This window comes from Bacillus sp. RO2, from assembly GCF_012911845.1.
Classification (GTDB): domain Bacteria; phylum Bacillota; class Bacilli; order Bacillales; family Bacillaceae_I; genus Sutcliffiella_A.
Genome location: NZ_JAAXCU010000012.1, coordinates 1 through 21,876, shown reverse-complemented (window position 1 = coordinate 21,876; position 21,876 = coordinate 1). Strand labels below are relative to the sequence as shown.

The following is a 21,876-nucleotide window of genomic DNA, read 5'->3' as shown; positions in this document are numbered from 1 at the left end:
AACATTGCGCAAACGGTTCCGCAATTCGGTTAACCCTGCCTAAAAGTGCAAACGCTTCCACAAATTAGCAAGTTAGTCATCACGATCAAGGATGTTGAGATCAGATTACGAAAGGGGCAGGAATATGAAGAGAAGGTTTCAAAGGGGAATGGCTTTACTACTTTCCGTTCTTCTGGTTGTTTCCATGTTTGCGGGCTATCTACCAACAAGAGCAGTGGCCGAAACGGGAGATAAGCGGATAGTACTTAGTTACGAACGGCCAGATGGAAATTATGAGGGCTGGAATCTGTGGGTCTGGGGAACTGGTGTGAAGGACGACCAGATAGACTTTACAGAAGTAAAAGAAGGCATTGCCTATGCTAACATTGCAGTAAGTGAAAATGCGGATAAAGTTGGTTTTATTGTCCGTAAAGGTAACTGGGAAGAAAAGGACTTTGATGGTGATCGGTCGATAACGGTCAATAAAATCGAAGACATCACCAAAGTACACGTTACAAGTCAACAAGAACAATTTGCACAAATCCCTGATGGCAGTGCACCTGTTGTCGCGGATGGCAGCGCAGACTTCTTTTTCCGTGATAAAGACTTATACGCAACTGGTGAAATGGACAAGGTCGAAAAAGTCGAGCTTTCCATCCTAGGCGAAAAATATGAAATGAATGCAGAGCCGGAAAATGAACGTTTTACTTATACAGTGAATGAACTCCCAACAGGTGAGCATGAATATACTTATTTGGTAACAGTGAATGGAGAAACAAAGGAAGTAACAGACCCATATAACACAGTGGATGGCAAATCCGTTGTCGAGTACTTGGCGTCAGATTTAAACGTGACAGGTTCGGTTACACCGGCTAAGGTCGATTACAACCAGAACGCTGTCGTGAAAGTGGACATTGAATCTGAAAATGAAACAAAAATTCGAGAGATGTCTATTAATCTATCAGAAATCGGTGGCAAAGAGAAAGCGCTGATCGATCCTGAACTGAATGAATTAACAGTGGCGGTTAAACAGCATGTAACAGCTGGTGTAAAGACCTTGCCAATCACAGCGATTGATGAATTCGGTAATCGCCACGAGGGATCGGCGACACTTGAGGTTCAGGCTCGCACCTTCACAGGTGAAGAGGCAGATTTCGATTGGGATCAGTCTGTGGTTTATTTTATGCTAACAGATCGATTCTTTGATGGAGATTCATCCAACAATGATCCGCATGGAATTGGCTATGACACAAGCAAGTCTGGTACATATCAGGGCGGGGATTTCAAAGGAATTACACAAAAACTTGATTACTTGGACAAGCTTGGAATTAATACTATTTGGATCAGTCCGGTTGTGGATAATATCAAGTATGATGTTCGACACAATGATGGGCCAGATACGCCTTATTATGCATATCATGGCTATTGGGCAGACAACTTCGGGGAACTGAACCCGCATTTCGGCTCCATGGCGGATTTCCATGCTTTAATTGATGCAGCACATGAACGCGGCATTAAAATCATGGTCGATGTGGTGTTAAATCACACAGGTTATGGGTTGAAACCAGGGGACAGCAGCAGTGTGTCGAATTTTCCAACTGACGAAGACCGTGCGCGATTTGACGGCATGCTTCGTAACGGTGGGTCAGATACAGTTCGCGGCGAGCTGGCTGGACTTCCGGATTTTCTAACGGAAAACGCAGAAGTCCGTGAACAGGTGGTTCAATGGCAGACAGACTGGATTGAAAAGTCCAGAACGGGTAAGGGAAACACCATCGATTATTTCCGTGTCGACACGGTTAAGCATGTGGAAGACACCACTTGGATGGCGTTTAAAAATGCTCTGACAAAAGAGATGCCAGAGCACAAGCTGATTGGGGAAGCATGGGGAGCAAATATTGATAATGACCAAGGCTATCTGAACAGCGGGATGATGGACTCTTTACTGGATTTTGATTTTAAGAACTATGCTCGTGACTTTGCAAATGGGCAACTGGATGCTGTTCAGAAAAAGCTAGAAGCACGTAACAGCAAACTGAACAATACGGCAACACTAGGTCAATTTTTAGGAAGCCATGATGAGGACCGCTTCTATGAGATGGTTGAGGGAGACCTAGGGAAGTATCAAGTGGTGGCATCCCTTCAGTTGACGTCAAAAGGGCAGCCGGTTATTTATTACGGAGAAGAGTTGGGCTTGCCTGGTAAGAACGATTATCCGTATTATACCAACCGCCAGAACATGCCATGGGATGATGTGGAAGGCAATGAAATTTTAGAGCATTATCAAAAAGTATTGGCATTCCGTAATGAAAATCCGAACACGTTTGCCAAAGGAGACCGCCAGAAGATAGCGGGATCTGACAGTGATGGATACCTTGTATTCTCACGAACGTACGGTGAAAATTCCGTTTATGTAGGTTTAAATACTGCCACTACTGAAAAAGAAGTAACCCTGAACTTCGGTTCCTCCGAAGCAGTGATAACAGACCACTATTCCGATCAAGAGTATCAAGCAAATGAAGAGGGACAAGTGAGTTTCACGATTCCAGCGATGGAAGACGGGGGAACGGTATTGCTTGAAGTGGTTGGCGGAGCTCCACCTGTTGAAGAAGAACCAACAGAACCAGGTGAAATCGGCGAAAATACGCTTCGCATTCACTATCAACGTACAGACAATAGCTACGAAAACCTTGGCCTATGGCTATGGGGAGACGTGGCAGCACCATCTGAAAACTGGCCATCAGGTGGTACACCGTTTGAAGATGAAAATGTCACCGAATATGGTGCGTATGTGGATGTAGAGCTTAAAGAAGGCGCGCAAAATGTCGGTTTCCTTGTCCTGAACAGGACAAATGGAGAGAAAGATGGCAACGATAAAGGCGTCGAACTGTTCAGTCCTGACCTAAATGAGGTTTGGATCAAACAAGGCTCTGACGAAGTATTTTTATATGAACCTGCTGACCTGCCAGAAAATACGGTCCGTATTCATTATGAAAGAACAAACGCTGACTATGACGGTTGGGGATTATGGAATTGGGAAGATGTAGAGTCCCCATCTGACGGCTGGCCAAATGGTGCTGCGGATGCAGCCGGTATTGGTAAATACGGAGCTTACTACGACATCAAATTAAAAGAAGATGCAAACAAAATCGGCTTCCTTTTTGTGAACAAACAATCAGGAGCACAAACGGGAGATATGACGTTTGAAATGTTACAACAATACAACCAACTATTTGTAAAAGAAGGGGAAGATAAGGTTTACACGAATCCTTATGGAACGGTGCCATTGGCGCTTGTGTCTGGAGAGGTCCTATCGGATAAGTTGATCACTCTTACTTTTACAAAGACAGAGGGATTAGATTTAGCAGAACTAAAAGATCAGTTGAAAATCGTAGATGTAGATGGAAACGAAGTGTCCTTTACAGATATAACGATTGAAGGCGAAAAGACCGTTCATGTTCACGGTGAGTTTGACTTAGAGAAGCTTCCTTTCGATGTTACTTATGGTGATGTGACGGTTTCTGCAAAATCAGGCTGGAAATTGATTGACGAAATGTATGCTTATGATGGCAAGCTAGGAGCAGAATTGCATGAAGACGGAACGGCTACGTTAAAAGTGTGGTCGCCAAAAGCGGACAATGTGTCTGTGGTGCTGTATGACAAGGATGACCAAAATGAAGTTGTGGATACAATTGAAATGGTCAAAGGAGACCGTGGTGTCTGGTCAGTTAAACTTTCTAAGGATAATACCGGCCTTGATAGTTTAAAAGGTTACTATTACCATTATGAAATTACACATGGTGATGTAACGAATCTTGCTTTGGATCCTTATGCAAAATCGATGGCGGCGTGGAACAATGAAGCAGGCGAAAAAGTAGGAAAAGCGGCGATTGTGGATGTAAGTTCTATCGGACCTGAGCTAGACTACGCTGACATCCCTGGCTTTGAAAAGCGCGAAGACACGATCATTTACGAGGTGCATGTACGTGACTTCACGTCTGACCCGAACATCGGGGAAGATCTGAAAGCACAGTTCGGTACATTTGCTTCTTTTGTAGAGAAATTGGATTATATTGAGGACCTTGGTGTGACGCATATTCAATTGCTGCCAGTGATGAGTTACTACTTTAGCAATGAATTGGAGTCTGGCGAACGCATGTTAGATTATGCTTCCACTGATACGAACTACAACTGGGGCTATGACCCGCACGGTTATTTCTCCCTATCTGGTATGTATTCGGAGAACCCAGAAGATCCGGAACTGAGAATCAAAGAATTCAAGAATCTAATCAAAGAGATTCATAAGCGCGACATGGGTGTGGTACTCGATGTGGTGTTCAACCATACGGCACAGGTTCACATTTTTGAGGATCTGGTACCGAACTACTACCACTTCATGGATGCGGATGGAACGCCTAGAACAAGTTTTGGTGGCGGACGTCTTGGTACGACACATGAAATGTCCCGTCGCGTACTGGTAGATTCCATCAAGCATTGGGTGGACGAGTACAAAGTGGACGGATTCCGCTTTGATATGATGGGAGACCATGATGCAGAAAGTATTCAACTTGCTTATGATGAAGCGAAGAAATTGAACCCGAATATCGTCATGATCGGTGAAGGCTGGGTAACATTTGCCGGTGACGAAGGTGAGCCGGTTCAAGCTGCGGACCAGCAATGGATGAAAGATACGGAAGCAGTAGGAAGTTTCTCTGACGAATTCCGTAACGAATTGAAATCCGGCTTCGGAAGCGAAGGGCAGCCTCGATTTATCACAGGCGGCGCGCGTAACGTGCAGCAAATTTTCGACAACATCAAAGGACAGCCGTATAATTTTGAAGCGGATGACCCGGGTGATGTAGTTCAATACATTGCCGCACATGACAACTTAACGTTGCATGATGTTATTGCGCAATCTATCAAAAAAGACCCGGAAGATCCGGATAACAGTTTAGAGATTCATAAACGAATTCGTATAGGAAATGCGATGGTGTTAACATCTCAAGGTACAGCATTCTTGCATGCAGGCCAGGAGTTTGGTCGTACGAAGCAGTGGAGAGCGGATGCAACGGAGGCGCCATATAAGTCTACTTATATGACAGATTCTGAAGGTAATCCTTTTGTATATCCTTATTTTATCCACGATTCCTATGATTCTTCGGATATCATCAACCGAATCGATTGGGAAAAGGCAACAGATGCTGAGAAATATCCAGTGAATAATGTAACACGTGAATACACAACAGGATTAATAGAGTTACGTCGTTCTTCGGATGCATTCCGTCTAGGTGACCGTGCGCTGGTGGATTCCAATGTAACAATGGTCGATGCACCTGAAATTAAGGAGCAAGATCTAGTTGTTGCGTTCAAGAGCGTTTCCACTGCGGGTGTCGAGTACTACACATTCATTAATGCGGACACTGCTATTAGAACACTGACGTTGGGGCAGGATTTGACGGATGGTGTGGTAGTGGTTGATGCCGATGAGGCTGGCGTGGTTGAGGTATCTGAGCAGAGCGGTTTTGATTTGACTGCAGAAGGCATCACACTTGAGCCATTGACGACAGTTGTAGTGAGAGTCGGGGAACAGGAAGGAACGGACCCTGGTGATGGAAACGGAAATCCTGGAGATGGTGATGGTAACACGCCTCCTGGCAACGGAAATGGTAATGGAAACAATCCAGGTACCCCGCCTGGTAAGGGTGGAGAAAACCCTGGCAAAGGGAATGGCAATGGGAAGACACCTCCTGGAAAAGGTGGAGAGAATCCTGGTAAAGGAAACAAGCTTCCTAAAACAGCAACATCTTCATTCAATTACATCATGCTTGGAACGGTGATGGTAGTGTTTGGTGGCGTGTTGTATCTGGGGAGAAGATTGAAATATAAGAAGTAGTTTGGTTTGGAAAGAGTGTGGGCTGGCGTGTAAACGCTTGGTTCACACTCTTTTTTGAATTCAGAAATGTCTTCATCCCTGACATCCTGTTATGGTACGATATGGGAAAACAATAAAGGAGTTAGCCCCACCATGCAAAACACCAAATATTATTTAGCGCTTTTCCTCATCATGATCTTCTGGGGCATGAACGTTCCTCTAGTGAAAATACTTGTGGAGAATTTGAGTCCGGTTACCATGACGGCTTTCCGTGTCATGACAGCAGGACTTGCCGTTTTCATCATCCTAGCAATATTTAAACTTGTAAGGCTACCAACAAAAAGAGAAGCCAAATATATCTTACTGGCTACTTTTCTTAATGTGGTCTGCCATCATTACTTTTTATCACTTGGTTTGAAAGGGACTACAGGTACTAATGCAGGAATCATTTTGGGAGCGGGCCCAATATTAACGGCCTTGATTGCGACCATCCTCATTAAAAAGAAAACAAATCTCCTAAGATGGACCGGTTTCATCCTTGGCGGATCTGGTGTTACAATTACCATCTTAGTTGGAAGCAATGGCATATCTGAAGTTAACATAGGAGATGTCTATGTTTTCCTGTCCATATTAACCCAGGCCTTTAGCTTCATCCTCATAAGTAAACTTGCCAAAACATTGGATCCCCGCCTGTTAACGGGATACATGCTGGTCATAGGTGCTGGGATATTACTGATTATTGGTTCGCTGACAGAACCGGGAGCGATAAGGGATTTTGTATCTTTACCTGGTGAGATTTGGGTGGCATTCTTCACATCTGCGATTATTGCAACCGCACTTGGTCATATGTCTTATAACTTTATCATTGGTAAAATTGGTCCGGCAGAAGCGTCCATTTTTCTAAACTTTACTCCATTTTTTGCCCTCATCGGATCTGTCTTTTTGCTCGGTGAAAAGGTAACCTATTTTCACATGATCGGTCTTGTGCTGATTGTGGCAGGTGTGTTGTTGGGGTCTGGGGCTTTGGAAAGGCGACAAACTGGATCAGTTAACCAATTTCGGGGAATTGAAAGGTAATGGGTCTTCTATATTAAACAGCCGGGCAAAGAATTAAATCTTCTGTCCGGCTGTTTTCAAACTATTAAAATGTACCTTATGCTACCACTCGACGTCTTGCAATCCAAATTCCAGCAGCACCAACAACCAACATAACTAATCCAATCAAGATAAAGCTCAATGTGTTCGTTGCAGTTACAGGAAGCTTATTGCCTTTTTCCGTGTGGGAAGCTGGTTGTTTAACCGTTGGGTTTTTATCCTTACCGTCCACTGGCTTCGCTGCAACTGGTGGTGTGTTTTTTTCTTCGGTATCATCTTCCTCATTTACAGGCTGTTCTTCAGCTGGTAATGTAGAAGCGTCAATTTCAAAGTAATCCATTTCCCAGCCATCAACATCTACCGGGGTGATAGCAATATTATATAACGTATCCGACATTAAATCAGTGAAAAGGTAGGAAGTATCGTTTGTGATATCTACCACTTCTCCGTCTAATAGAATTTGATAATGATCAACTTCGTCTGCCCACTCGTAAGTCCACTCAATTTCAATTGTACTGTCAGTAACATCTACTACGTCAATGGTAAGAGCAGATGGACCGTGGAATTCATCCTCTGTCAGATAAACAGTCACACCAAGTTCTCTAAGTTGCTCTACAATCGCAAGTTCTGGAGAACCTTCTTCAAACGTTAACCCTTCAATTTCAAAAAGTGTCACTTCCCACAGATAATCAAGTTCCAACAGGACACTGATATCTGTGATGTTGGTTTGATGTAAGTACAGCATTTCCAAATCTGCCAACGCGCTTAAGTCTGAAATATCAGAGATTGGGTTTAATGACAGATCAAGATAACTGATATATAAATCTTTTAATGAATTGATATCTGTAATAAGATTATCCGATAAATTTAGGGAGTATAAAGACTCCATGCCTTTTAAAGGAGAAAGGTCTTTTATCTCATTTCCGCTAACATCGAGATCAAACAAGTTCACTGCATGTTCTATTCCATCCAACTTTTTTATACCCATCCAAGATGCAAATAGGTATTCCAATCGTTCCATATCAGACTGATATATCTCACGATCAAGTTCATGGAGACCTAGCTGATAACGAACTGCTTCATTCAAGCCGCTGTCAGGAATCTTAACGATTTCACCTGTTGGCAGCGGAAGGGTCTGTGCCATATCAAAATTCTCATGAAGGAGAGTAGTTCCATCTTCATCATACATCTCTACTTTAATGTTGTAGTCTTTTGACGGTTCAAGCCCCAAAATGGTCATTTCATTCATATATGTTTCTTCATAAAGTACATCATTTACATACACTTTATAGAGGTATTCTTTTTCATAATCTTCTTCGTTCTCTGTGTAGTACCACCAGCCAAGAGAAATGCTTTGTTCCGTTGTGTTGTAAAATTCCAATTCAAACGGTTCGAAGTACCCCTCTTCTAGAACATCAACATATACACCTGCGTCAGCCCAAACATTAAGGAGATCCCAAACTGATGATTCCGGAGAAAAGTCGACGTTAGTATCTGCTAATGTTACAAATGTTAGATTGATCAAACTTGCCAATGCTGTGATATCGGAGATTTGTGTATTATGCAAAGCTAAACCTTCAAGGTTCGTTAATCCAGCTAAAGCATCAATTTTCGTTATAGGGTTGTTCCCTAAACCAAGAATGGATAGATTGGTTAAATTGCTCAGTGGAGTAACATTCGTCACAATGTTTTCTTCCAGTTCCAGCATGAAAAGCTTTGTTAATCCCGTAAGAGGAGAGAGGTCTTCAATGCTGTTCTCGTAAAGGAATAAAAACTCTAAATTGACTGCTTTTTCAAGCCCTTTAATACTTGTAAGACCTAGAGAACTTGCATCTAGCATGGTTAAGTGTTCCATATCGCTTTCACGAATTTCTCTGTCCAGGTTCATCTGGGTTTGGATGGCAAGTCCGAGGTTTGCATCCTCAAATTCCACCACTTTACCTGATGGTGTAGGAAGTGTACTTATTTCCAACGTTTCTTCTAATAACAAATTATTGTTTTTATCTAATGCCTTCACCTTTACTTCGTATTGCGTGTGCGGTGTTAAATTTGTAAATTCGTAATCTAATAGTCTAGGCCCCCCGGAAGTGATGAGGGTATCGTTAAGGTAAAGCTCATATTTTGCTATTCTTCCAAGGCTCTTATCAACGTTACCAAACCACATGATAGCAAAGGAATGTTCATTGACGAACATTTTTTCAAGGAAAAGAAAAGATTCCTCATCTTCGTCAAATAAGCTGTTCTTTAAAAGAGTTTCTTTTTCTGAAGGAACAAAATTCACTTCAGATCCTTCTACCTCTTCTATGGTAGTTTCAGAGACTTCCTCTTCCTCAGTAGAAGGAGTAGAATCTAAGGAATGGACAGATTCATCCTCAGTTGAGACAGTCTCGTTTTCTGAGGTCTCCGTATTACTCTCTTCTTTACCTGTTTCATCAGTAATATCTGTTGCGGCAGTTTCTTCTGCACTTTCTACCAAATCCACTACCATTTTATTACTTTGTAAAACTTGTCCATTTAAATTCCATACGACACCATACTCGATAGCTGTTAGGTTATCTACCTTGTCTGTATATGTATAGACTCTTGTGAATTCTGTAGCTGATCCACTAATTCCTCAGGGGCTACTTCAACTGCATCACCATCTTTCACTATCATAAAGCTTTGTTCGTCACTGCCTGATAAAGGATTCTCGCTAGTAGTCTCCAAAACTAAAACATTTCCATCCTCAGATGGCACTGCTTCCCTTAATAATACCTTTGACGCTCCTTCTTCGATTTCTTCCGAATAGGCATGTGCAGCAGGACTTACTAATGAAAGTAGTAAGGTAAATACAACAAATACATTTAGCCAAAAACTCATTTTCAACTAAAACAATCCCCCAATTTAATAATATAGAAATTTACTCAACAGAAAAATTATACTACCAAAGTTCGTTTTAGAGAATTACTTTTTTATGTAATTTTGTAGTAAAATATGGATATATATCCGAGAGAAATAGTGGCTGGAGCAGGAGGGGTTATTGCGCCGGATAATCACTCACCTCCAAATGGAAGGAATATAGAGTGAGTATCCGGCTTTCCTGTATATTAGTAACAGATTGGTGTAACCTTTCTCCACAATTAGGTTGCAGCAAGATCTTACTAATTCATGATGAAATCTTAGTCTTTTTACTTACGAGTTTTTGATGAGCGCTTTACTTTCGGGTTTAACGAAAAATTGAACTGTTTGTTTGAACAGAAACGAGTTAAAACAACAGAAGCTTTTTTTACCTGTTCATATATTGTGATGGCAGACACATTTAGAATCAAACGATCATGATTGTTAAAAACCACCACACATCTCGTGGAGGAAATGGCTTCAACATGTGACAAATGGTGAAGAAATAGCCAGCAACAGGCTTCCTGATCAGGTGAATGTGTAGGAATGGCAATTATCCCTTCAGCCTGATCAATAAGAATTGGCGTCTTTTGAATATAATTTGTAAAATGAATGGTGGCAATCCGACGACCGTCATAGGTACTACTGTCATCTAAACAACCGCTATGCAAAATATCTCTAGCGGTATCATCCGTCATATATTCTCCCTCGATATCCTTTATATAGGTTTGATATTGAGGATGCCTATGTGCTTGCAATGCCATTGTTGTAAGGCTAATCTGGTATTGGTAAATCACTTGAAACTCTTTCCCCATCGTTTTTTAACTCCCTCCCATACCCTTTAATAAAAAAATAAAACGCTTTCATCTCTATTATATAGTAAAATAGGTAATTTTTACTATATATTTTGCAAAAAAACTGGAATTTTGTAGAAAAATGAAAAAGCACCTCCACTTCGTTATGAAGGGAAGGCGCTTATAAGAAAAGCTTGTTTTATTCTTTGTACCCGTTCGGATTATTTTTTTGCCATTTCCAAGAGTCTTGGCACATTTCATCAAGGCCTTTTTCAGCCTTCCAGCCCAACTCTTCTTTTGCTTTGGTAGGGTCTGCAAAACATTCTCCGATATCCCCGGTTCTTCTTGCGACAATTTTATATGGAATGTCTCTATCAGAAGCCTTTTCGAAAGCTTTTACCATTTCAAGGACACTATATCCATTGCCTGTTCCAAGATTATATGCATTTACACCTTTATCTGTAAGTACTTTTTCCAGCGCTTTTAAGTGTCCTTTCGCAAGATCTACCACATGAATATAATCTCTTACTCCTGTACCGTCCACGGTATCATAATCGTTTCCGAATACCTGTAATTGCGGCAGCTTTCCAATCGCTACTTGAGTAATAAATGGCATCAAGTTGTTTGGAATACCATTTGGATCTTCGCCAATCAGCCCGCTTTCATGTGCTCCTATTGGATTGAAATAACGCAATAAGGAAATGCTCCAGTCTGGATCTGCCACATGAAGATCGCGCATAATCTGCTCTATCATCAATTTTGTTTGGCCATATGGATTTGTTGCGCTTAACGGGAAAGACTCAGAGATCGGTACACTTTCAGGTAAGCCATACACTGTCGCAGAAGAACTAAAAACAATATTTTTAACACCATGTTCCTGCATTACTTCACACAAATATAATGTCCCGGTAATGTTATTGTGGTAATAGAAGAGAGGTTTCTCCACAGATTCCCCAACAGCCTTCAAACCGGCAAAATGGATGACTGCCTCGATAGAATGCTCACGAAACACTTTATCAAGGCTTTCTTTATCCAATAAATTGACCTCATGGAATGCAAAATCCTTCCCGGTGATTTCTTTAATTCTATCTAATGAAACATGATTACTATTTGAAAAATTATCTACGATTACAATGTCATATCCGGCATTTAATAATTCTACGCTTGTGTGGCTGCCGATATAGCCGGCTCCACCTGTAACTAAAATTGCCATCCTTTTTCCTCCAATAACTCGAATTGAATTGATTATTCTGTATTAATCATAATAGAAAACTATGTAGCTTTAAAGTAATAATATAGGAAATTGTGATTTCATGCATTATGAATAAAATGTGATAGAATAGAAAAGAACTATGAAATAATTTCTCTTTACTAATAAAGGATGATTAAAAATGAGAGTATTACATCTTTCGTCGTACTATATAACAAACAAGCTGTATATGAATTTGTACAAGCAATTGTCTACAAAGGGATTGGAGCAGGATGTGTTCATTCCTGTAAAAAGTAGTAGCAGTATTGGCGTCAATCAATTGCCATCAGAGTACAAGACAGTTCACTATCATTACAGGAATATAGTCAAGCCACAGCATAAGATTATGTATTTTAATAAAATAAGTAAGCAAATGAAAGAAATCGAGCAAGAAATTTTGTCGAAGAATGATATCGATATCATTCATGCACATACCATCTTCAGCGATGGAGGGTCTGCATACAAGATACATAAAAAATATAATATTAATTATGTAGTATCTGTTAGAAGCACAGATATAAACTCATTTTATAAATATGGTTACCATCTTCGTCCTTTTATGTACAAAGTTCTATTAAATGCGAAGAATATTGTCTTCATTTCTAATGCCTATCAGAAAAAGGTTTTTGAGCTTTTACCCAAAAAGGTGCTAGATCAAATAAAGGATAAATGTCTTATCATACCGAACGGAATAGACGATTATTGGCACGAGAATGCTCGGAGGGAAGACAAACCGGTACCTGTAAATAGATTGAAACTAGTTTTTGTCGGGATCTTGGATGAAAACAAAAATATTAAAACGGTCATAAAAACATGCGGAATGCTCAATTCACAAGGCATTGACACCACTTTGGAGGTCTTTGGAAGCGGTCCGCTGGAACAAGAATGCAAAGACCTTACAAATTCCATGGACTTACAACAAAAGGTCACATTCCACGGCTATATAACGGATAAAAAAGTCATCGCAGCAACTATGGAACAATCGGACATCTTTGTCATGCCGTCCTTCAGGGAAACTTTCGGCCTGGTATATATTGAAGCCATGTCTAAAGGGTTACCAGTCATCTATTCAAAAGGGGAAGGATTAGACGGAATGTTTGAGGATGGAGCAGTTGGATATGCAGTTGACCCAACTAGTGCCACCAATATAACCGATACGATCCATAAGATCCTGGATAACTATGAAAGTATATCAAGCCGTTGTATGAAAGAGGCTAAACCGTTTAATTGGAATAATATTGGTGGAAAATATTTCAAACTTTATAAATAAGGTAGTCCCCTGGATTTGATATCCAGGGTTTTTTTCATTACATAAAACGTCTTTGTTATACCGATATATTAATTATTATTACAATTTGGGTAACATAAGGAGAAATAATGTTTAGAATGTTAAAATGAACAGTATTTGATTGGAGGGTCATCATGAAAAAGCAGATATATGAAATATATTGGATAAGGGCGATTGCATGTCTAAGTGTTGTATTTATCCATTCTTTAACCAGAACCTACACACACTATGATGTACCGCAGATTACTGTTCAATTGTTGCAAACAATCCAAATCTTACTAATGTTTGCTACACCGATATTTATTTTAATATCAGAGATTATTAGCTCGAAAGTGTATCCTGACACTTTACCTAAAAGTTTTTTTAAGAAAAGATTCCAGTTTCTATTGTTACCCTATTTATTAACACCGTTTTTATATGGTTTATACCATTTAATAATTAAAAATGCTTCAATAGAAAAGGTAAAAGGCAACATATTTGATGATATTTTTTTTGGTGCCTGGCACGGATATTTCATTGTTATAATTTTACAGTTTATGTTCATTCATTGGATTTATATTAAATGGTTTAAAAATATATCCGCATGGGTTATGTTGTCTTTGACTTTTGCGATAAACGCAGGATATTTATTCGTAGCCAATTACCAAACAGAATGGTTGCCCCAAGTTATGCAAGAATGGTTGCCATTTGTGAGAATGCCTTTCATAGGCTGGATTTTTTACTTCACAGTAGCTTACTACGTAGGAAGGTATTTAGCACAATTGAAAGAAAACCGAAGATGGGCGTTTCCTCTTTCTTTATTGGCAACAGGAATTACAGGCTATTATTTAGTGAAGATTTTCACCTCTGGAACTTATACGCTATTATCATCCGTTAGATTAGATATTATGTTTTATACAGTATCTTTATTTTTTGCACTGTTTTATTTGTTCTCATTCATTCCCAAAGTTCCAAGAGTAATTATGTTTATAAGTAAGTATTCATTTCAGATATTTTTACTTCATTATTTATCGTTTAATTTGATAAACCTTGTGCTGCCGGAAATGAACATAAAATGGTACACCATTTCTTTATTTTTATCAGGAGTATTAGGATCGATTTTACTTGCACGAATCATTAATATTCTGCCGTTTGGAAAATATTTTGTCGGTCCTATTAGGAGCACAAAAAAGGGTTAGTGGAGTAAGGGTTTTTTGAGCGTATGTTAGTTTCTGTAGTGATAGAGTAAGGATAGAAGATGTGCTATAATTGTTTAATATTCAGTTAAATATTAACAGTTTTTAGGGAGTAGTAGGATGCAGTTTCAGATTCACAAAAAAGTGATTGCGGTAGTATCTTGGGTGCTTGTGGTTGGATGGATGGCATTGATCTTCTTTCTTTCCTCCCAGCAAGGAGAACAATCAGCGGATTTGAGCGGAGGAATAACAGAGTGGGTTAATGAGGTGGTAGAGCAAGTCATGCCTGCTGCTGAATTTAAAATGGAGGAAATTAGTTTCTTTGTTAGAAAAAATGCGCACTTTCTTGCTTATATGCTGCTTGCGATCCTTTCTTTTAATGCGGTGAGAAGAAGCGGGGGACGTGGCTGGAGGAGCATGGGTGCAGCTTTTATTATTTCTCTATTGTATGCCATCTCTGACGAGGTTCATCAGCTTTTCGTTCCAGGTAGAAGCGGCCAGGTAAGTGATGTGCTGTTGGATAGCATTGGTGCTTTGGTGGGTATCGTCCTTTATGCTGGAATAAGCCACTTGTTAGTCGAGAAACGCAAACCGAAAAACGAAGAACAAGCAAGTTAAAACGGAAAATCAAAAGCCGAAACAGAAAGGGAAAACCCTACCTCTTTTCGGCTTTTTTTGTTTTTCTTTTGTGCTTTAACGCACAGCGGGTCAGACCCCTCTTTACCTCTTTACCACTACACCTCAATAAAGTTTCCCCTGCCTGTAGAGGACGGTGGAGAGTTTCATGACGGAGTGGATGTAGCAGTTTTGTCTTAGTGGGTGGGGGTCGCCGAAGAAGGCTGGCAGTATGGTGTCCATGGTGTTTTTCATTTTTTCGAGCAGGAGTTTGTATACCTGTTCTTCGGTATAGAATTGGGTTTCACGCCCTTGCATCCACTCAAAATAGGACACGATGACCCCACCTGCATTTGCCAGGATATCCGGTATGATAATGACCCCTTTGTCACTTAAGTATAGGTCCGCTTCGCTTGTTACTGGAGCATTGGCGCCTTCGACAATAATCCGCGCTTTAATCTTTTCTTTATTTGCATCATGTATTTGATCTTCGAGTGCAGCTAAAATTAACGTGTCCACATCAAAATATAAGATGTCCCCGCGGTCGCGAATGGTGGCTTTGATTTGAGCATCCTCTAATTGATTCTCAGTAGTTGGCAGATCACCGCCGTTGAGTGCGACGAACTTTACCAATGATGGGATATCAAGACCGTCCGAATTATATAAAGTTACATTACGGTCGCTTACTGCTACCACTTTATTTTGCAGATGCTGACATTGATAAGCTTCTAGTGCTGCAACAGATCCAACATTTCCAAATCCCTGAACCGCTATAGTCAGCGGGCTTCCGTCATAATCCAAAGCCGTCTTAGCAAAAACGTTTTCGTTGTTGGTCAGGAATTTACGCTGTTCTTTTAGGAAATCATGTAACAAGTAACGGAAGGAAAAGTAAACGCCCTTCCCAGTTGCCTCCCGGCGGCCAAGAGATCCACCGTTTATCACACTTTTACCAGTAAAACTACCTTTATACGGCTGGCCTGGGCGAATGCTTTTGTACTCTGCCATCATCCAGTCCATTTCTCGTTCACCGGAACCCATGTCCGGGGCGGGAATATCCTTGTCAGGTCCTAAGATATCGCTAAAATACTGAACATATTTTTTGCATATTAAATGAAGTTCCTTCACAGAAAAGGAACGAGGATCTAGTACGATACCGCCCTTACCGCCACCATATGGCACGTCATGTAAGGCATTTTTCAAAGTCATCAAGGATGCAAGATTAATGACTTCTTCCTCGTTGACGGTTTCATGAAAGCGTATCCCACCCTTATAAGGACCTAGAGCATTGTTGTGTTGTACCCGGAACGCGGGAATTCTGACAACGCTTCCATTTTCGAGCGCAATTCGCAGAAATGATTTATGTAGATGGTTTGGTGTAGAAAGGATCGCACCCAGGGAGGTAAACGCCTGCTTCCTGGAATCTCCATCAAGCTCTGGCAAAAAAGCAGAATCCTCCAGTAACGCATCCAAAGACTCCTGTACAATCATCCTCGTCTGATTAGCCATAACTACCACTCCTCATTATCAGTATATTTAAAAAGTATAACATACAACAAAAACAAGAACCCCCGAGAAGACTTCACTCGGGGGAGCGGGTAGCTTTATTGCATTAATGCTTTAATTGACTGAGGGTCAGACCCCTCTTTACTCCTTCATCTCTCCACCGTGCTAAACCGCGCTTATCCGGTAGTTGTTGCGGCCGGCGTTTTTGACGGCGTAGAGGGCTTGGTCGGCTTTGCGGAAGAGTTGTTTGACGGTTGTTCCATTGGCTGGGTAAGTGGAGATACCAATGGAGGATGTTGCATGTATTTGGTGACCGTGAATGGTATAAGGGTTCCCTAATGTTGTCAAAATCCGGTCAGCCACTTTGTTTACCTGTGTCATGTCTTCTATGCCGTGAAGCAAGATGACAAATTCATCACCGCCTAATCGTGCGACAATATCACCTTTTCTTATAGACATCATCAATCTTCTCGAGAACGCAATGAGCAGTTCATCCCCTATTTCGTGTCCGAAAGTGTCGTTTACTTCTTTTAAATGATCACAATCTAAGAAAAACAACGCAAGCATGCTTTGGTTTCTCTGCGCATTGATCAACGATTCCTCTAGTTTTTCTTCTAATAACCTTCTGTTGGGTAGCTCTGTCAGGCTATCATGATAGGCTTGAAAGGTAAGCTGTTCCTGCAGTTTTTCTCTTTCTTTTTCTATGTATCGTTTTTCCGTAATGTCTTGGGCAATGATATATGTACCCTTAACTATGCCTTTTACAATGATAGGTACATTTGTGACGGACAAGTACAGGTCGCGCCCTTTAGAATGAGGGAATAACAACTCATAGTTTGTCACCTCGCCACGCTTCGTCTTGTTCAGGTCTAAATCCGGAACAACCTTTTTGGCGTACTCTACAATATTAAATCCAATGATGACTTCGCTTGGATAACCTGTAATGGTCACACAGGCATCATTGATATTTTCAATAATTCCATCATCATTTACCATACATACAGCGTTCTTATGATAGGAAAATAAAGATTTATAGGCGTCATGGCTTTCTTCCAATTTTCCCTCAAGTTCTTTTAAATGCTGGATGTTGCGATAGATCATGGAAATGGCAACGACTTTGTTTTCTTCATTCAGGATGGGCGAATAGCTGACAGAAGTGTGAATGGACCTTCCTTCTTTTGTAAGCCGGACAGTTTCTTGTGGAGGAACGGATTGCCTTTTCTTTATAAGGGCCAACGTATCCAATGTTTGCGTTTTCAATTCACTTGGTGTAATGGGGAATGATACCCACGATTGTCCGATTAGTTCAGAAGCACTCCAACCAAATTGTTGGACAAATGCTCCATTAATTTTCAGAACAGCGCCTTCCATGTCGATGACAAGCATGGCATCCACTGTGTTTGCTACCAACGATTCCAGAAAAATATAATCCTCCGCTTTCTTTTTCATGGCACTTACATCTTTGGTGATCGCCAGCACAAATGTTTTTCCATCTTCCTCTATATAAGTGAGGCTGGTTTCAGAAGCAGGAAGATGACTTTCAAATAAATTCAAATCTGAGTAGGTTACAGGCTTCTTTGACTGTATGCACTTTGTATAATTCTCGTCCAGTAAGGTAAAAACGGAATGTGGAAGAACATCTACCAATCTTCTGCCCACCATATCGATCCCAAGCTTCTGTTGCGCAGATGGGTTTACACTTGTGTACCATAATTCGTTATTTTTCCACTCAACCAAAAAGACCATATCTGCCATCTGGTCAAAAAACAATGAAAACTGCTGTCTAATAGTCATCGTACTCCTACTTTTCCAATAAATAAATTTAATTAGCATATTTCTTCCATTATATCAGAATATTCAATGAAACATTAGGAATTGTAAATTAATATTAAAATTTAAATAAGGGGTCAGACCCCAGAAGGTATTTCTGTCCCTCTGTCGAAACCCCTACCTCTAATCCATCTATCAATCCAGTACCCCTATGTGGTCAATTGAGTGACCCTGAAATGGTGTGGAAGCGTTTTATAATGTAGGAAAGCGTTTACAAATAGGCGGTGAGTAACGATGGAGACTAAAATTGAACCGAAAGTGGATCCTGTTGTGCCGAATAGTTCAGGCAGGATGAAGTTGCATGATGTGAAGGGCGATCCGAAAAGGAAAGCCAAGCTTAAGAGCATATTAACGTACACAGCATTTGTCGGACCTGCACTTATTTTTTTCTTTGTTATCCAAATCATTCCGTTCCTTATGGGAATCTATTATTCTTTTACTTCCTGGAACGGTGTCAGTTCCGCGATTGAGTGGGTGGGACTTGAAAACTATAAGCGAATCTTCACGAATGACGAAGTATTCTTTAACTCTTTCATATTCACGACGAAGTTCATGTTCGCAGCGGTTATCATCAGTAATTTAATTGGTTTTGGGCTCGCGCTGTTATTAAATGCAGCATTGAAAACGAAAAATATCTTAAGAACCGTCTTCTTCATCCCGAACGTCATCGGAGGTCTATTGCTCGGATTTATCTGGCAGTTCATTTTCGTCAGAGGATTTGCATCAGTTGGAGAACTTACGGGGCTTTCCTTTTTCAAGCTTCCTTGGCTTGGAGATGAAACAACAGCATTTTGGGGAATCGTCATCGTATTCGCTTGGCAAATCAGCGGTTACATGATGATTATCTACATTGCAGCCCTTCAAGGGGTGGATAATTCCTTGCTGGAAGCGGCTAGAATAGATGGAGCCAACAACTTCACCCTTATCACCAAAATTATCATTCCGTTAATTTTACCAGCCTTCACGATCTGTTTCTTCCTGACAATCGCGATGGCATTCAAAATATTCGACCTGAACCTGAGTTTAACAGGCGGTGGGCCATTCAACTCCACACAGTCAGTGGCCATTAACATCTATCAAGAAGCGTTCCAAAATAACCGTTATGGACTTGGAACGGCAAAAGCAATCATCTTCTTTGTAGTCGTGGCAATCTTTACGACGTTCCAAGTAATGGCAACAAAGAAACGGGAGGTTGAGGCATAATGGATCAAAAGTATACCAAAAGAACCTTTGTGCTTGAAGTTATAGGAATCCTTCTGGCAATCCTATTCCTCATTCCCTTTTACTTTGTCATCATAAATTCAGTGAAAAGCTTTAGTGAAATACTGATTGACGCGGCAGCATTGCCGACAGAAATCCTTTTTAGCAACTATGCCAAAGTGTGGGAAATCATTCAATTCCCGCGTGCCTTCTGGAACTCGCTGATCATCACGGTTCTCAGCAACATCGGAATTGTTGTCATTAGTTCGATGGCTGCGTGGAAAATGGTCCGCACTCCCGGAAAGTTTAGTAAAATATTATTTGTCATCATTGTTTCTGCCATGGTCATTCCGTTCCAAACGGTTATGATCCCATTGATGAAGCTAGGTGGCGCGCTAAACCTTATCAATAGCATCCCGGGTATCGTCATCATGTACTTCGGTTTCGGCGTACCGCTTTCACTTTTCCTTTATCATGGGTTTGTGAAAACTGTACCGGTTGAAATTGAGGAAGCAGCGCGAATTGATGGTTGCAGTCAGTTTGGGGTATTTTGGAGAATTGTATTCCCACTCCTCAAACCAATTACGGTCACAGTAGTTATTCTGAACACACTTTGGATTTGGAACGATTATCTATTGCCGTTACTTGTTCTACAGACAGCGGAGCTTAGAACGATTCCGCTTGCAACAAGCTCGTTCTTTGCGCAGTACACGAAGCAATGGGATATGGGGCTTGCAGCATTAATGCTGGGGATTGCACCGATCATCATTTTCTTCTTATTTTTACAAAGGCATATCATTAAGGGGATTGCCGCAGGTTCTGTTAAGTAGACTTAGCATGGGCCGCAACCTTACTGTGGCCACTGTCAAGTTACTATAAAATTTTTCATTTAAAACAAGGGGGGCAATACAATGAAACGATTAGTACTTCTTTTATTATCGTTGTCGTTAGTGGTTGGAATTTTCGCAGGCTGTTCTAGCGATAATTCTTCCGGCAACAATGACAACAACTCCGGGGATGGAGATCAAGTTACACTGAATCTTTTCCAATTTAAAGTAGAAATCGCCGACCAGTTAGCTGAAATGATCAAAGAATTCGAAGCAGAACATCCGAACATCAAAGTTAAATTAGAAACAGTTGGTGGAGGAGCAGATTACGGTGCAGCACTTAAAGCAAAGTTTGCATCTGGTGAGCAGCCGGACATCTTCAACAACGGTGGATTTAAAGAGCTTGAGCTTTGGAAAGAGCACTTAGCAGATCTTTCTGAAGAGCCATGGGCAGAGCACGTTCTACCAATCGGTAAAGTACCAATGACAGATCCAGAAGACGGCAAGCTTTACGGAATGCCTGTAAACCTTGAAGGATACGGATTTATTTACAACAAAGACTTGTTTGAGGAAGCTGGTATCACAGAACCTCCTACAAATATTACAGAATTGAAAGCTGCTGCTGAAAAATTAGAAGCGGCAGGCATCACGCCTTTCTCTGCTGGTTATGCAGAGTGGTGGGTAATCGGGCAACATTTACTTAACATTCCTTTTGCACAACAAGACGACCCAGAAGCGTTCATCGCTGGACTTTACGATGGATCTGAGAAAATTGTTGGTAACAAGCATTTTGAAGATTTCAAAGAAGTTCTTGATGCTGAAATCAACTTTGGTAACGACAATCCATTAACAACAGACTACAATACACAAGTTACACAATTTGCAAGCGGTCAAACTGCTATGCTTCAACAAGGTAACTGGACGGAAAACATGATCTATGAAGTAGATCCAGATATGAACATGGGCTTCCTTCCAATTCCAATCAATGATGATGCGAGTGCAGACAGCCTTCCTGTTGGGGTTCCAAACAACTGGGCGATCAACAAAAACTCTGAAAATATCGAAGAGGCAAAAACATTCTTAAACTGGATGGTATCCTCTGAAACTGGTAAACGCTACATCACAGAAGAGTTCGCCTTCATCCCGGCATTCGATAACATCGAGCCAGCTGGACTTGGTGACCTTGGCCAATCTATCCTTGAGTACTCTACTGCGGAAAAAACGGTTCCTTGGACTTGGTTCATGTGGCCGGATGGAGCAAACAAAGAGTTTGCAGCAACAATCCAAGAATACGCTGCTGGAAGAATCGACTACGACACAGTTCTTGAGCGCTTCCAAACTACATGGGATAACCTAAAATAATCACTATTTTCGAAAAGCATGTCTCATAGCAGGCATGCTTTTCTGGTATAATTAAAAGAAAGATTTGTGTAAAAAAATAGTTTTAGTAGTTACTATGAACTGTTGATCTCCGTTCCAGGCGCTTCGCTTTCCTGCGGCGACTGAAAAGGTATAGATAGGTATCTGAATAGACACCGCTGTTGATTTCCGCAAATGGCTTCGCTTTCCTAG

Annotated in this window: 14 protein-coding genes; 8 read left to right on the top strand and 6 right to left on the bottom strand. The window is 40.9% G+C overall.

Features of this window, described 5'->3' with window-relative positions:
- Positions 1 to 124: 124 nt before the first annotated feature.
- Positions 125 to 5,872 (top strand): pullulanase, encoded by a 5,748-nt coding sequence (locus HF078_RS01265; protein WP_169289511.1) that lies wholly within the window; start codon positions 125 to 127, stop codon positions 5,870 to 5,872.
- Between the two features lie 132 nt (positions 5,873 to 6,004).
- A complete protein-coding gene (locus HF078_RS01260; protein ID WP_169289510.1) occupies positions 6,005 to 6,928 on the top strand; it encodes a DMT family transporter in 924 nt (307 codons plus the stop codon).
- Between the two features lie 76 nt (positions 6,929 to 7,004).
- Here the strand turns inward: HF078_RS01260 and HF078_RS01255 are convergent, their stop codons facing one another.
- The 4 genes from HF078_RS01255 to galE all read right to left on the bottom strand — a co-directional run bounded on the left by HF078_RS01255 (position 7,005) and on the right by galE (position 11,830).
- The gene (locus HF078_RS01255; RefSeq protein ID WP_169289509.1) at positions 7,005 to 9,434 is read right to left on the bottom strand and encodes a leucine-rich repeat domain-containing protein; all 2,430 of its coding nucleotides are present in this window, start codon (positions 9,432 to 9,434) and stop codon (positions 7,005 to 7,007) included.
- 68 nt (positions 9,435 to 9,502) lie between these two features.
- Complete coding sequence (locus HF078_RS01250) at positions 9,503 to 9,811, bottom strand: hypothetical protein (protein ID WP_169289508.1); 309 nt, start codon at positions 9,809 to 9,811, stop codon at positions 9,503 to 9,505.
- Positions 9,812 to 10,113: 302 nt separating this feature from the next.
- Positions 10,114 to 10,638: a competence protein ComK gene (locus tag HF078_RS01245; RefSeq protein ID WP_169289507.1), complete on the bottom strand. Its 525-nt coding sequence runs from the start codon at positions 10,636 to 10,638 to the stop codon at positions 10,114 to 10,116.
- Positions 10,639 to 10,816: 178 nt separating this feature from the next.
- A complete protein-coding gene (galE, locus tag HF078_RS01240; protein WP_169289506.1) occupies positions 10,817 to 11,830 on the bottom strand; it encodes a UDP-glucose 4-epimerase GalE in 1,014 nt (337 codons plus the stop codon).
- A 178-nt stretch (positions 11,831 to 12,008) separates the two neighbouring features.
- Here galE and HF078_RS01235 point away from each other — a divergent pair, with 178 nt between their 5' ends.
- The 3 genes from HF078_RS01235 to HF078_RS01225 all read left to right on the top strand — a co-directional run bounded on the left by HF078_RS01235 (position 12,009) and on the right by HF078_RS01225 (position 14,947).
- Entirely contained in the window at positions 12,009 to 13,136 is a 1,128-nt protein-coding gene (locus tag HF078_RS01235; protein ID WP_169289505.1) for a glycosyltransferase, read from the top strand.
- 152 nt (positions 13,137 to 13,288) lie between these two features.
- Positions 13,289 to 14,332, top strand: a complete 1,044-nt coding sequence (locus HF078_RS01230; protein WP_169289504.1) for an acyltransferase family protein — start codon at positions 13,289 to 13,291, stop codon at positions 14,330 to 14,332.
- 117 nt (positions 14,333 to 14,449) lie between these two features.
- Positions 14,450 to 14,947, top strand: a complete 498-nt coding sequence (locus HF078_RS01225; RefSeq protein ID WP_169289503.1) for a VanZ family protein — start codon at positions 14,450 to 14,452, stop codon at positions 14,945 to 14,947.
- A gap of 123 nt (positions 14,948 to 15,070) precedes the next feature.
- On the opposite strand, the gene HF078_RS01220 is transcribed toward HF078_RS01225, so the two are convergent.
- The gene (locus HF078_RS01220) at positions 15,071 to 16,450 is read right to left on the bottom strand and encodes a Glu/Leu/Phe/Val family dehydrogenase (RefSeq protein WP_169289502.1); all 1,380 of its coding nucleotides are present in this window, start codon (positions 16,448 to 16,450) and stop codon (positions 15,071 to 15,073) included.
- Positions 16,451 to 16,612: 162 nt separating this feature from the next.
- On the bottom strand, positions 16,613 to 18,241 hold the full coding sequence (locus tag HF078_RS01215) for a diguanylate cyclase domain-containing protein (RefSeq protein WP_169289501.1): 1,629 nt from the start codon (positions 18,239 to 18,241) through the stop codon (positions 16,613 to 16,615).
- A gap of 327 nt (positions 18,242 to 18,568) precedes the next feature.
- On the opposite strand from HF078_RS01215, the gene HF078_RS01210 reads away from it, so the two are divergent.
- From HF078_RS01210 to HF078_RS01200, 3 genes are all read left to right on the top strand, one after another.
- On the top strand, positions 18,569 to 19,480 hold the full coding sequence (locus tag HF078_RS01210; RefSeq protein WP_169289528.1) for a carbohydrate ABC transporter permease: 912 nt from the start codon (positions 18,569 to 18,571) through the stop codon (positions 19,478 to 19,480).
- Positions 19,480 to 20,307 carry a carbohydrate ABC transporter permease gene (locus tag HF078_RS01205; protein WP_169289500.1) on the top strand — a complete coding sequence of 276 codons (828 nt, stop codon included), beginning with the start codon at positions 19,480 to 19,482 and terminating at the stop codon, positions 20,305 to 20,307. Before HF078_RS01210 ends, HF078_RS01205 begins: the two co-directional genes overlap by 1 nt.
- 81 nt (positions 20,308 to 20,388) lie before the next feature.
- Complete coding sequence (locus HF078_RS01200) at positions 20,389 to 21,666, top strand: ABC transporter substrate-binding protein (RefSeq protein WP_169289499.1); 1,278 nt, start codon at positions 20,389 to 20,391, stop codon at positions 21,664 to 21,666.
- Positions 21,667 to 21,876 lie beyond the last annotated feature (210 nt).

Coding starts and splice junctions, on each gene's coding strand:
- HF078_RS01265 (WP_169289511.1), top strand. CDS start 125: ATGAAGAGAAGGTTTCAAAGGGGAATGGCTTTACTACTTTCCGTTCTT.
- HF078_RS01260 (WP_169289510.1), top strand. CDS start 6,005: ATGCAAAACACCAAATATTATTTAGCGCTTTTCCTCATCATGATCTTC.
- HF078_RS01255 (WP_169289509.1), bottom strand. CDS start 9,434: ATGGTAGTGGATTTGGTAGAAAGTGCAGAAGAAACTGCCGCAACAGAT.
- HF078_RS01245 (WP_169289507.1), bottom strand. CDS start 10,638: ATGGGGAAAGAGTTTCAAGTGATTTACCAATACCAGATTAGCCTTACA.
- galE (WP_169289506.1), bottom strand. CDS start 11,830: ATGGCAATTTTAGTTACAGGTGGAGCCGGCTATATCGGCAGCCACACA.
- HF078_RS01235 (WP_169289505.1), top strand. CDS start 12,009: ATGAGAGTATTACATCTTTCGTCGTACTATATAACAAACAAGCTGTAT.
- HF078_RS01230 (WP_169289504.1), top strand. CDS start 13,289: ATGAAAAAGCAGATATATGAAATATATTGGATAAGGGCGATTGCATGT.
- HF078_RS01225 (WP_169289503.1), top strand. CDS start 14,450: ATGCAGTTTCAGATTCACAAAAAAGTGATTGCGGTAGTATCTTGGGTG.
- HF078_RS01220 (WP_169289502.1), bottom strand. CDS start 16,450: ATGGCTAATCAGACGAGGATGATTGTACAGGAGTCTTTGGATGCGTTA.
- HF078_RS01215 (WP_169289501.1), bottom strand. CDS start 18,241: ATGACTATTAGACAGCAGTTTTCATTGTTTTTTGACCAGATGGCAGAT.
- HF078_RS01210 (WP_169289528.1), top strand. CDS start 18,569: ATGAAGTTGCATGATGTGAAGGGCGATCCGAAAAGGAAAGCCAAGCTT.
- HF078_RS01205 (WP_169289500.1), top strand. CDS start 19,480: ATGGATCAAAAGTATACCAAAAGAACCTTTGTGCTTGAAGTTATAGGA.
- HF078_RS01200 (WP_169289499.1), top strand. CDS start 20,389: ATGAAACGATTAGTACTTCTTTTATTATCGTTGTCGTTAGTGGTTGGA.